This window comes from Mycobacterium sp. IEC1808 (assembly GCF_002101935.1).
Lineage (GTDB): Bacteria > Actinomycetota > Actinomycetes > Mycobacteriales > Mycobacteriaceae > Mycobacterium.
On sequence record NZ_LQPV01000044.1, the window covers coordinates 102,765 to 114,338 of the forward strand.

The following is an 11,574-nucleotide window of genomic DNA, read 5'->3' on the forward strand; positions in this document are numbered from 1 at the left end:
ACTGTATGGATGACGCGGGCGGCTAGTAATGAGATTATCGGACAGGGAGTTGGGATTTTAGGACACGCGATGGCACACCCTCCAACGCTGAGCCACCCGGTGCACGCGACCCGGGTGTTGTGCGAGGTGGCCAACGAGCGCGGGGTTTCGACGGCCGACGTGTTGGCGGGCACCGCGATCGAGCCGGCCGACCTCGACAAGCCGGACGCCATGGTGAGCGCGGTCGACGAGATCGCGGCGGTGCGCCGGTTGCTGGCCCGCGTTCCGGATCACCGGGGCATCGGCGTGGACGTCGGCAGCCGGTCCACGCTGACCCACTTGGGGCTGTTCGGGTTTGCCGTGATGTCTTGTGGCACCCTTCGCGAACTGTTTTCCATCTCGATGCGCTACTTCGCGCTCACCACCATGCACATCCGCCTGACGCTGTTCGAAACTGCCAAGGACTGCGTGATCGAACTGGACGCCAGCCACCTGCCCGCCGACGTGCGGGGCTTCTTCATCGAGCGCGACATCGCCGGAATCATCACGACCACAGCAAGTTTCGCGATGGCGGTGGCCGAGAAATATGCCGAGGAGGTGACGGCGGAGCTGGCAGTCGACGAGGAGCTGCTGCGGCCGCTGCTCGAGCTGGTGCCGGTGCACGACGTCAGGTTCGGCCGAGCGCACAACCGGTTGCACTTCCCGCGGGCCATGTTCGACGAGCCGCTGCCGCAGGCGGACCGCCACACGCTGGAGATGTGCATGGCGCAGTGCGACGTGCTGATGCAGAGCAGCGAGAGCCGCCGCGGCATCACTGCGCTGGTGCGCAGCAAGCTGTTCCGCGATTCCGGCGTGTTCCCAACGCTTCCCGAGGTCGCCGGCGAACTCGACATCCACCCGCGCACGCTGCGCCGGCGGCTGGCCGAGGAGGGCACGTCGTTTCGGGCCCTGCTGAACGAGGCTCGCTCCACCGTGGCGGTGGACCTGCTGCGCAACGTCGGGCTGACGGTGGAGGAGGTGTCGACGAGGCTGGGCTACACGGAGGTGTCGACGTTCTCGCACGCCTTCAGGCGTTGGTACGGCGTTGCGCCCAGCGAGTATTCGCGCTAGCCGTGCAGCGCCTTGCGCAGCGCCACCAGCCCGCGGTTGGTGGCCTCGGCGGCGGCCGGGATGACCAGGGAGAAGCTGGCGTAGCCGTGCACCAGGTCGGGCTCGTTGCTGTGTTCGGCGGGCACGCCGGCGGCGTTGAGCAGTTCGGCGTAGCGGAAGCCGTCGTCGCGCAGCGGATCATGTTCGGCGGTCCCGATGAAGGCGGGCGGCAGACCGGAAAGATCGTCGGCGTTGGCCGGGGCCAGCGTGACCGGCAGCGCCTTCGGGTCGGTGATGTCGAGGTCGGGCAGGTACCAGGACAGGAAGGCCTCGATGACGTCGCGGTCCAGGATGGGCGCGTAGGCGTTCTCGGTGTGCGACGGCAGCGACAGGTCGGCGGTGACGGTCGGGTACCACAGCAACTGGAAGGCCAGGTTCGGGCCGCCATTGTCCCGGGCCAGATGGGCCATCACCGCGGCGAGGTTGCCGCCCGCCGAATCCCCGGCCACCGCAATGCGATCCGGGTCGCCCCCCAATCCGGCCGCGTACTCGGCGACCCATTGCAGCGCGGCCCAGCAGTCGTTCACGCCGGCGGGGAAGGGATGCTCGGGGGCCAGCCGGTAGTCGACCGACACCACGATGGCCTCGGCGCCGACGGCGTGGGCGCGCGCGACCGGGTCGTGGGTCTCCAGGTCGCCGAGCGAGAACCCGCCGCCGTGGTAGAAGACGACTACGGGCAGGGCCTCGGCGTCGCCGTCCGGCCAGTAGATCCGCACCGGAATGTCGGTCAGGTCGCCGTAACCGATCATCCGCTCCTCGGTCCTGATGTCCGGCAGCAGTTCCGGGGGCACCTTGAGCTGCCGCAGCCTCGATCGCGCGACCTCGACGCCGTCGGCGGCGTTGAAGGTCATCGGGAACATGTCGAGCAGCGCCTTCAAAGTCGGATCGATGCCCGGTCGGGCGACGGTCGGCTCAATCATGCGTTCACCGTACGCTTCCCGGCCGTTAATGCAGCGCATTCCGCAATGCCGCGAGCCCCTTGTCCTGCGCGGCGGTGGCCGCGGGCACCACCCCGGCGTAGCCCAGGAAGCCGTGCACCATCGTCTCCGCGTTGTGCACCTCGACCGGGACGCCGGCCGCGGCCAGCAGCTCGCCGTAGCGGATGCCGTCGTCGCGCAGCGGGTCGTGACCGGCGACGCCGATGTAGGCCGGCGGCAGGTCGGCCAGGTTCTTCGCCCGCCCGGGCGCCATGGCCGGCGGCGGGTCGGCCAGGTCGACTTCGCCTGCGTACCAACGCGAGAACGCGGCGACTCCCTTCGCGTCCAGGATCGGCGCGGTGGCGTTCTCGGCGAAGGACGGCAGCGACGCGTCCCACATCGTGGCGGGATACCACAACAACTGGAACGCGATCGGTGGGCCGCCCTCGTCGCGGCTCCGTTGCGCGAGCACTGCGGCCATGTTCCCGCCGGCCGAATCCCCGGCGACCGCCATCCGCGTGGTGTCGGCGCCGAGCTCGGCGCCGTGCTCGGCCACCCACAACGTTGCGGCCCAACCGTCTTCGACAGCGGCGGGGTAGCGGTGCTCAGGCGCCAGGCGGTAGTCGACGGACACCACGATCGCGTTGGCGCCCACCGTGTGCTGGCGAGCCGTGCCGTCGTAGGTATCGAGGTCGCCCACAACCCAGCCGCCGCCGTGGAAGAACAGCACCACGGGCGCGGCGTGCCCGGGATCGGCCGAGGGCCAGTAGATCCGGATGCCGATGGGGCCCGCGGGACCCGGAATGGACCGGTCCTCGACCCGCAGCTCGGGATGCAGCTGCCGGCGCGGCAGATCGCGGAACCGTTGCCGCGCCGCCGCGACACCATCGTCGGTTGTTAACCGGAACGGAACCGCATCCAGTACCTTCAGCAGAATGGGGTCGATACCCGGGTTCTCGTCGGTGGTGTCCAAGCTGGGCATGGAAGTACCGTACGCACCTCGCCTGGTGTCCGGCGGTTGGGTGGTGGCCGGCTGGGCGGGCCTCGCCTACGGGGTCTACCTGACCGTGGTCGCGTTGCGGTCGCCGCCGGGAACGGGTTTGACGGGGCACTGGGTGCTGCAGCCGCCGTTCAAGGCGTCGATGGCGTTGCTGCTCACCGTCGCCGCGGCGGCGCACCCCATCGTCCGCGAGCGACGCTGGCTGATGCCCGCGCTGCTGATGTCGGCCGTCGGCGACTGGCTGTTGGCGATCCCGTGGTGGTCGATGTCGTTCGGGCTGGGGCTGGCCGCATTCCTGTTGGCGCACTTGTGTTTCCTGGGTGCCCTGATTCCGCTGGCCCGCACCTCCCGGGTGCGCCTCGCCGCCGTCGCCTTCATGTGTCTGGTCTCGCTGTCGTTGCTGACGTGGTTCTGGCCGCACCTGGCCCGCGACAAGCTCACCATTCCAGTGACGCTCTACATGATCGTGCTGACCGCGATGGTCTGCATGGCGCTGTTGGCCGACCTGCCGACGATCTGGACCGCGGTGGGGGCAGTGTGTTTTGCAGCGTCGGACACGATGATCGCCATCGGCCGGTTCATCCTGTACAACGACGCGCTGGCGGTCCCGATCTGGTGGTTGTACGCCGCCGCCCAGGTCTTGATCACGGCCGGGTTCTTCTTTGGGCGCGAGGAACCGGATTACGAAACCGACTACGAGTACGAGTACGAGTACGAGACCGGGTATGAGTCGGATTACGAGTCCGAGCCCGACGAAGGCTAGTTGTCGATCCCGTTGGCTGACAAGGCAACTCCCGAGGTCGAGCCGATCGCCCGAGTGCTGCCCATGCTCTCGGTGCCGCACCTGGACCGCGAGTTCGACTACCTGGTGTCGGCCGAGCAGTCCGACGACGCCCAGCCGGGGGTCCGGGTGCGGGTGCGGTTCCACGGCCGGCTGGTCGACGGGTTCCTGCTGGAGCGCCGCAACGACACCGATCACACCGGCAAGCTGGGCTGGCTGGATCGCGTCGTGTCGCCCGAACCGGTGCTGACGCGGGAGATCCGGCGCCTGGTCGACGCGGTCGCCGCGCGCTACGCCGGCACCCGGCCCGACGTGCTGCGCCTGGCGGTGCCGGCCCGGCATGCCCGGGTGGAGCGGGAGCCCGCGGCGACGCTCCCGTTGCCCGCGCCGCCGCTTCCGGCGGCCGTCGACCCGTCGGCGTGGCAGGCCTACGGCCGCGGCGGGCAGTTCCTGGGGGCGCTTGCCGAATCCCGTGCCGCGCGGGCCGTCTGGCAGGCGCTGCCCGGCGAGTCCTGGGCGGACCGCTTCGCCGAGGCCGCCGCCCAGACCATCCGGACGGGACGGGCGGCGCTGGCGATCGTGCCCGACCAGCGCGACCTGGACACGCTGTGGGCGGCGGCGACGACCCGGATCGACAAGGAGTGCGTGGTGGCGCTGTCGGCGGGGCTGGGCCCGGCCGCGCGCTACCGGCGGTGGCTGGCGGCGCTGCGCGGCAGAGCGCGCCTCGTGATCGGCACCCGCAGCGCGGTGTTCGCGCCGCTGAGCGATCTGGGCCTGGTCATGGTGTGGGCCGACGCGGACGACACCCTCGCCGAGCCGCGGGCGCCGTACCCGCACGCTCGGGAGGTGGCGATGCTGCGCGCGCACCAGGCCCGCTGCGCGGCGCTCATCGGCGGTTACGCGCGGACCGCCGAGGCCCAGGCGCTGGTGCGCAGCGGATGGGCGCACGACATCGTGGCCGCGCGCCCGGTGGTGCGGGCCCGCACCCCGCGGGTGATCGCCCTGGACGACACGGGCTACGCCGACGAACGCGACCCGGCGGCGCGCACCGCGCGCATTCCGTCCATCGCGCTGCGCGCCGCCCGCTCGTCGCTTCAGGCCGGGGCGCCGGTGCTGGTGCAGGTGCCCCGGCGCGGGTATATCCCGTCGCTGGCCTGCGGGCGCTGCCGCGCGATCGCCCGATGCCGCCAGTGCACCGGACCGCTGGCGTTGCAGGAGAGGGGACCCGGCGCCGTATGCCGGTGGTGCGGCCGCGCCGAACCGGCGCTGCGGTGTGCACGATGCGGATCGGACGCGGTGCGCGCCGTCGTCGTGGGGGCCCGCCGCACCGCCGAGGAACTCGGCCGCGCCTTCGCCGGCACGCCGGTCGTCACCTCGGCGGGCGACGCCGTCGTGGCGGAGGTCGCCGCCCGCCCGGCCCTGGTGGTCGCCACCCCCGGCGCCGAGCCCCGCGCGACCGACGGGTACGGGGCGGCGCTGCTGCTGGACAGCTGGGCGCTGCTGGGCCGGCAAGACCTGCGCGCCGCCGAGGACGCCCTGTGGCGCTGGATGAGCGCGGCCGCGCTGGTGCGCGCCCGCGGCGAGGGCGGCGTGGTGATGCTGGTCGCCGAATCCTCCATTCCCACAGCGCAATCGCTGATCCGCTGGGATCCGGTGGGGCACGCGGAAGCCGAACTGACGGCGCGCGCCGAGGTCGGGCTGCCGCCCAGTGTGCACATCGCCGCCGTCGACGGAACGGCGGGCGCCGTCGCGGCGCTGCTCGAACAGGCTCGGCTGCCCGGGCGGGAGGATTTCCGCGCCGACCTGCTGGGCCCGGTGGACCTGCCGCCGGGCGTGCGCCGCCCGGCCGGCACCCCCGCCGGCGCGCCGGTGACCCGCATGCTGGTGCGCGTCCAGCGGGCGCAGGGCCTGGCGCTCGCGGCCGCCCTGCGCAGCGCCGTCGGCGTGCTCAGCGCGCGGGGAGACCATGAGCCGGTGCGGGTGCAGATCGATCCGCTGCACATCGGATAGCGCCGAATCTGCGTTGTGGCGATAGTATTCGTGGGAAACAATCTCTGAGCTCGACATTGGAAGGCTGTTACACTTCCAACGCTTTGCTGGTGGACCGGGAGCATGTCCGGAGGAGGGGCTCGATGGTGGCGGACAACTCGACGGCAGCGGACGAGTCTCTGGACGTGATCACTGACGCGCTGCTGACCGCCTCGCGTTTGCTGGTGGCCATTTCGGCGCGCTCGATCAGCCAGGTCGACGAGACCATCACCATTCCGCAGTTCCGGACGCTGGTGATCCTGTCCAATCGGGGGCCGGTCAACCTGGCCACGCTGGCCAGCCTGCTGGGTGTGCAGCCGTCGGCCACCGGCCGGATGGTCGACCGGCTGGTCGCCGCCGGGCTGATCGACCGCCTGCCGCATCCCACCTCCCGTCGCGAGCTGCTCGCCGCGCTGACCAAGCGCGGACGCGAGGTCGTGCGCCGGGTCACCGCCTACCGGCGCGCCGAGATCGCGACCATCGTGGAGAAGATGCCGCCGCCGGAGCGTCACGGGCTGGTACGGGCCCTGACCGCGTTCACCGCCGCCGGCGGCGAGCCCGACGTCCACCTGGACGCCGACCTCGACCTCTAGCAGACCTCTAGCAGTTCACCGCCGCTCGGCGGTGACCAGCAGGTACTCCCACCGCATGCCGCCGTCACGCAGGTACCGGCGCGCGAGTTCGACCAGTTGGGCGTCGAGCTCGGCGGCCAGCACCCGGTTGTGGCCGATGTTGGCGTACGCCTCGATCGTCGGGCCGTAGTGGTGCTTGAAGTACTCGTGTACGTCCTCGGGGCTGTCGAACCGGGTCACCATCAGGTCGCGTCGCAGCGTCGTGACGCGACCGACCCGGTCGCCCAGCAGCCCGGCGACGTAGCCCTCGCGGCCCCAGAGCGCCGCGGGGAACACGGCGGGCGACAGGCTCGGCCGGTACGGCCTGATGGTGGCCAGCATCCGGCCGAAGAAGCCCTCGGGGGTCCAGCTGATCACGCCGATTGTCCCGCCCGGCCGGCAAACCCGCACCAGTTCGTCGGCGGCGCGCCGGTGATCGGGCGCGAACTGCACGCCGATCGCCGAGATGACGGCGTCGAACTCGCCGTCGCCGAACGGCAGTGCGTGCGCATTGGCCTCGCGGTAGTCAAGAGTCAGCCCCAGCGCCGCCGCGCGCGCCTGGGACCGCCGCAGCAACTCGGGCGTGAGGTCGGTGGAAACGACGTCGGCGCCCGTCGCGGCGGCGGGCAGCGAGATGTTGCCCGAGCCGGCGGCCACGTCGAGCACCCGGGTTCCCGGCCCGATACTCGCCGCGGCGACCAGGACCGGGCCCAGCGGCGCCATCACCTCCTCGGCCATCAGGGCGTAGTCCCCGAGCGCCCACATGGCGCGATGTGTTGCCGCAAGGTCGTCTGGGGTGTTGGCGTCCACGGTGTCGAGCGTCATCGAGCCTCCTGAATAGTAGTCATAAGAAACAATATACGGATGCAACTGTGTGGAACCTGGCCATGTCCTGCGGAGATCCGGTGCTTCCTACACTTGTGCGGTGCGCCTCGTCTTCGCCGGCACCCCCGAACCCGCGCTGCCCGCGCTGCGCACCCTCATCGACTCGCCCCGGCACGACGTGGTCGCGGTGCTGACCCGGCCCGACGCCGCATCCGGGCGGCGCGGCAAGCCGGAGCCGTCACCGGTGGCCCGCGAGGCGCTCGAGCGCGGCATCCCGGTGCTGCGCCCGGCGCGACCCAACTCACCGGAGTTCGTCGCCGAGCTGTCGGAGCTGGCGCCGGACTGCTGCCCGGTGGTGGCCTACGGCGCACTGCTGCGCGACGGCCTGCTCGCGGTGCCACCGCACGGCTGGATCAACCTGCACTTCTCGCTGCTGCCTGCCTGGCGCGGCGCGGCGCCCGTGCAGGCCGCGATCGCCGCGGGCGACGCCATCACCGGGGCGACCACCTTCCGGATCGAGCCGAGCCTGGACTCGGGACCGGTGTACGGCGTCGTCACCGAGACGATCCGGCCCACCGACACCGCGGGCGATCTGCTTGAGCGCCTTGCCCTTTCGGGGGCGGCGCTGTTGTCGGCCACGCTGGACGGCATCGCCGACGGGACGCTGACGCCGCGGCCGCAACCGGCCGATGGGGTCAGTATGGCGCCGAAGATCACGGTGGAAGCGGCCCGGGTGCGCTGGGAGCTGCCCGCGCCCGTGGTGGAGCGCCGGATCCGCGCCGTCACGCCCAACCCGGGCGCCTGGACGCTGATCGGCGACCTGCGCATCAAGGTCGGGCCCGTGCAGATCGACTCGGGCCCAATGCCGTTGGAGCCCGGCGTCATTCACGCGGACCGCAAGAACGTGTGGATCGGCACGGGCTCGGAAGCGGTGCGGCTGGGCCAGATTCAGCCGCCGGGCAAGAAGTTCATGAACGCCGTCGACTGGGCGCGCGGCGCCCGCCTCGACGCCGCAGCCCGGGCGTCGTGAACAACCGGGGGCGCCCCAGGAGGCGCCGGCCGCTGGACCCGGCGCGCGCCGCCGCGTTCGAGGTGCTGCGGGCCGTCAGCGAGCGCGACGCGTACGCCAACCTGGCCCTGCCCGCGGTGCTCCGCCAACGCGGAATCACCGGCCGCGACGCCGCTTTCGCCACCGAGCTCACCTACGGCACCTGCCGCGCCCGCGGCCTGCTCGACGCGATCATCGGCGCGGCCGCGGGGCGACCGCCGGAAGCCATCGACCCGGTGCTGCTCGACCTGCTCCGGCTCGGCGCCTACCAGCTGCTGCGCACCCGGGTCGACGCACACGCCGCGGTGTCCACCACGGTCGAGCAGGCCGGGATCGAATTCGATTCGGGCCGAGCGGGTTTCGTCAACGGTGTGCTGCGCACCATCGCGAGGCGGGACGAGAAGTCCTGGGTCGACGAGCTGGCCCCCGACCCGTCGCGGGATCCGATCGGGCACGCCGCGTTCGTGCACGCGCATCCGCGCTGGGTCGCCCAGGCCTTCGCCGACGCGCTGGGCGCGGCCGCCGCCGAGCTCGACGCGGTGCTGGAAAGCGACGACGCGCGGCCCCAGGTGCACCTGGCCGCCCGCCCCGGCGTGCTGGCCGCCGCCGAGCTGGCCGAGGCCGTCGGTGGCTCCGTCGGCCGGTATTCGCCGTACGCGGTGTACCTGCCGGGCGGGGATCCCGGGCGGCTGGCGCCCCTGCGCGACGGCACCGCGCTGGTCCAGGACGAAGGTAGCCAGCTGGTGGCCCGCGCGCTGACGCTGGCGCCGGTCGACGGCGACAACGGGCGGTGGCTGGACCTGTGCGCCGGTCCGGGCGGCAAGACCGCGCTGCTTGCCGCGCTCGGCGCGGAGTCGGGCGCCCGTGTCACGGCGGTGGAGCCGGCGCCGCGCCGCGCCGAGATGGTCGAGGAGAACACCCGCGGGCTGCCGGTCGACGTGCTGCGGGTCGACGGGCGGGAGAGCGGCCTCGAGCCCGGCTTCGACCGGGTGCTCGTCGACGCGCCGTGCACCGGGCTGGGCGCGTTGCGCCGCCGCCCGGAGGCCCGGTGGCGCCGCGGGCCCGCCGACGTGCCGGCGCTGGCCAAGCTGCAACGCGAGCTGCTGGCCGCCGCGATCGCGCTGACCCGGCCCGGCGGCGTGGTGCTGTACGCGACCTGTTCGCCGCACCTCGCGGAAACCGTCGGGGTGGTTGGCGACGCGCTGCGGCGTCATCCGGTGTCGGCGCTGGACACCCGGCCGCTGTTCGACCCCGTCACCGGGCTCGGGGAGGCAAATTCGGTGCAGCTGTGGCCGCACCGGCACGGCACCGACGCCATGTTCGCCGCGGCGCTGCGCCGCGTGGCGGGGTAGCGCGGCGGCGACAAAAACGACACGGCTGCCGCCGCGCTGCGCCGCGCCTGAAGTGAGGTTGGGCCCCTGGCTCAGTAATGTGGCGCTCATGCCTCGCAGTAGCGCGGGACCGCTGATCGCCCCGTCGATCCTCGCCGCCGATTTCGCCCGACTCGCCGACGAAGCGGCCGCTGTGCGCGGTGCCGACTGGTTGCACGTCGACGTGATGGACAACCACTTCGTGCCCAATCTGACCATCGGCCTGCCCGTGGTGGAGGCCATGCTGGCCACCACCACCATCCCGATGGATTGCCACCTGATGATCGAGGATCCGGACCGCTGGGCGCCGCCCTACGCGGAGGCGGGCGCCTACAACGTCACGTTCCACGCCGAGGCCACCGACAATCCCGTCGGCGTGGCCCGCGACATCCGCGCCGCCGGCGCAAAGGCCGGGATCAGCGTGAAACCGGGCACACCGCTGGAGCCCTACTTCGAAATCCTGCCGCACTTCGACACCCTGCTGATCATGTCGGTCGAGCCCGGTTTCGGCGGCCAGAGCTTCATCCCCGAGGTGCTCGGGAAGGTCCGCGCCGTGCGCAAGCTGATCGAGGCGGGGGAGCTGACCATCCTGGTCGAGATCGACGGCGGCATCAACGAGGACACCATCGAGCAGGCCGCCGAAGCCGGCGTGGACTGCTTTGTCGCCGGGTCGGCGGTCTACGGGGCGGAAGACCCGGAGGCCGCGGTCGAGGCGCTGCGGCGACAGGCCGCGGCCGCATCCCCGCACTTGCGCGCATGAACCAGCCCCAGTCGGTCGACAGCCTCGACGCGGCCATGCGCCTGGCGATCGAACACTCCTACCAGGTCAAGGGCACCACCTACCCGAATCCGCCGGTCGGATGCGTGATCGTCGACCCCGAAGGGCACGTCGTCGGCGTCGGTGCCACCGAGCCCGCGGGCGGCGACCACGCCGAGGTGTTGGCGTTGCGGCGGGCCGGCGGTCTGGCCGCGGGCGGCATCGCGTTCGTCACCCTCGAGCCGTGCAATCACTACGGCAAGACGCCGCCGTGCGTCAACGCCCTGATCGAGGCCAGGGTCGGCACGGTCATCTACGCCGTTGGCGACCCGAACGCGATCGCCGGCGGGGGCGCGGGGCGGCTGCAGGCCGCCGGTGTGCAGGTGCGGGCGGGGATCCTGGCGGATCAGGTGGCCGCCGGGCCGCTCCGCGAGTGGCTGCACAAGGTGCGCACCGGGCTGCCGCACGTCACGTGGAAGTACGCCAGCAGCGTCGACGGCCGCAGCGCCGCCGCCGACGGCACCAGCCAGTGGATCTCCAGCGAGGCGTCCCGGTTGGACCTGCATCGCAGGCGTGCAATCGCCGACGCGATCGTGGTCGGCACCGGTACGGTGCTGGCCGACGACCCGGCGCTGACCGCGCGGCTGGCCGACGGCACGCTGGCCGCCCGCCAACCGCTGCGAGTGGTGGTGGGCATGCGCGAAATACCGCCGGAGGCAAGGGTTCTCAACGACGATTCGCGCACCATGGTGATTCGCACCCATGACCCCATGGAGGTCATCAAGGCGCTGTCGGACCGCACCGACGTCCTGCTCGAAGGCGGCCCCACCCTCGCCGGCGCGTTCCTGCGCGCCGGGGCGGTCAACCGGATCCTGGCCTACGTGGCGCCGACGCTGGTGGGCGGCCCGATCACCGCCGTCGACGACGTGGGGGTGCCCACCATCGCGCGGGCACTGCGCTGGCAGTTCGACGGGATCGACCGGGCCGGCCCCGACCTGGTGCTCAGCCTGGTGCCACAGGGCGGCGGCTAGCTGTACTGACCACGGACGTTGGTGACGGCGTGGCGTGGTGACATGACGAAGACCTCCGAGTGAAGTGCGAGCTGTCTA

11 protein-coding genes are annotated in these 11,574 nt (G+C 72.1%); 8 read left to right on the forward strand and 3 right to left on the reverse strand.

Annotated elements, in window-relative coordinates; genetic code table 11:
• The first annotated feature begins 9 nt into the window (after positions 1-9).
• Positions 10-1,089 carry an AraC family transcriptional regulator gene (locus AWB92_RS22270; protein WP_142282243.1) on the forward strand — a complete coding sequence of 360 codons (1,080 nt, stop codon included), beginning with the start codon at positions 10-12 and terminating at the stop codon, positions 1,087-1,089.
• Here the strand turns inward: AWB92_RS22270 and AWB92_RS22275 are convergent.
• Entirely contained in the window at positions 1,086-2,048 is a 963-nt protein-coding gene (locus tag AWB92_RS22275) for an alpha/beta hydrolase (protein ID WP_085189522.1), read from the reverse strand. The two genes, AWB92_RS22270 and AWB92_RS22275, sit on opposite strands and share 4 nt — an antisense overlap.
• Before the next feature lie 25 nt (positions 2,049-2,073).
• Complete coding sequence (locus AWB92_RS22280) at positions 2,074-3,027, reverse strand: alpha/beta hydrolase (RefSeq protein ID WP_085189525.1); 954 nt, start codon at positions 3,025-3,027, stop codon at positions 2,074-2,076.
• Here AWB92_RS22280 and AWB92_RS22285 point away from each other — a divergent pair.
• The 3 genes from AWB92_RS22285 to AWB92_RS22295 all read left to right on the forward strand — a co-directional run bounded on the left by AWB92_RS22285 (position 3,026) and on the right by AWB92_RS22295 (position 6,447).
• Positions 3,026-3,808, forward strand: coding sequence for a lysoplasmalogenase (locus AWB92_RS22285; protein ID WP_085189527.1), 783 nt, complete (start codon positions 3,026-3,028; stop codon positions 3,806-3,808). The two genes, AWB92_RS22280 and AWB92_RS22285, sit on opposite strands and share 2 nt — an antisense overlap.
• Before the next feature lie 63 nt (positions 3,809-3,871).
• Complete coding sequence (locus AWB92_RS22290; protein ID WP_085189541.1) at positions 3,872-5,836, forward strand: primosomal protein N'; 1,965 nt, start codon at positions 3,872-3,874, stop codon at positions 5,834-5,836.
• 122 nt (positions 5,837-5,958) lie between these two features.
• Positions 5,959-6,447, forward strand: a complete 489-nt coding sequence (locus tag AWB92_RS22295) for a MarR family transcriptional regulator (RefSeq protein ID WP_068100593.1) — start codon at positions 5,959-5,961, stop codon at positions 6,445-6,447.
• Positions 6,448-6,462: 15 nt separating this feature from the next.
• Here AWB92_RS22295 and AWB92_RS22300 read toward each other — a convergent pair whose 3' ends face one another.
• Positions 6,463-7,290 carry a class I SAM-dependent methyltransferase gene (locus AWB92_RS22300; protein WP_085189529.1) on the reverse strand — a complete coding sequence of 276 codons (828 nt, stop codon included), beginning with the start codon at positions 7,288-7,290 and terminating at the stop codon, positions 6,463-6,465.
• 100 nt (positions 7,291-7,390) lie between these two features.
• Between AWB92_RS22300 and fmt the strand changes: the two genes are divergently transcribed.
• The 4 genes from fmt (at position 7,391) to ribD (ending at position 11,496) form a co-directional block, all read left to right on the forward strand.
• Entirely contained in the window at positions 7,391-8,320 is a 930-nt protein-coding gene (gene fmt / locus AWB92_RS22305) for a methionyl-tRNA formyltransferase (RefSeq protein WP_085189531.1), read from the forward strand.
• A complete protein-coding gene (locus tag AWB92_RS22310; RefSeq protein ID WP_173817469.1) occupies positions 8,317-9,690 on the forward strand; it encodes an rRNA small subunit methyltransferase B in 1,374 nt (457 codons plus the stop codon). Before fmt ends, AWB92_RS22310 begins: the two co-directional genes overlap by 4 nt.
• A gap of 79 nt (positions 9,691-9,769) precedes the next feature.
• Positions 9,770-10,468 carry a ribulose-phosphate 3-epimerase gene (gene rpe, locus AWB92_RS22315; RefSeq protein ID WP_142282244.1) on the forward strand — a complete coding sequence of 233 codons (699 nt, stop codon included), beginning with the start codon at positions 9,770-9,772 and terminating at the stop codon, positions 10,466-10,468.
• Positions 10,465-11,496 carry a bifunctional diaminohydroxyphosphoribosylaminopyrimidine deaminase/5-amino-6-(5-phosphoribosylamino)uracil reductase RibD gene (gene ribD, locus AWB92_RS22320; RefSeq protein WP_085189533.1) on the forward strand — a complete coding sequence of 344 codons (1,032 nt, stop codon included), beginning with the start codon at positions 10,465-10,467 and terminating at the stop codon, positions 11,494-11,496. The genes rpe and ribD overlap by 4 nt, the downstream gene beginning before the upstream one ends.
• The last annotated feature ends 78 nt before the right edge of the window (positions 11,497-11,574 follow it).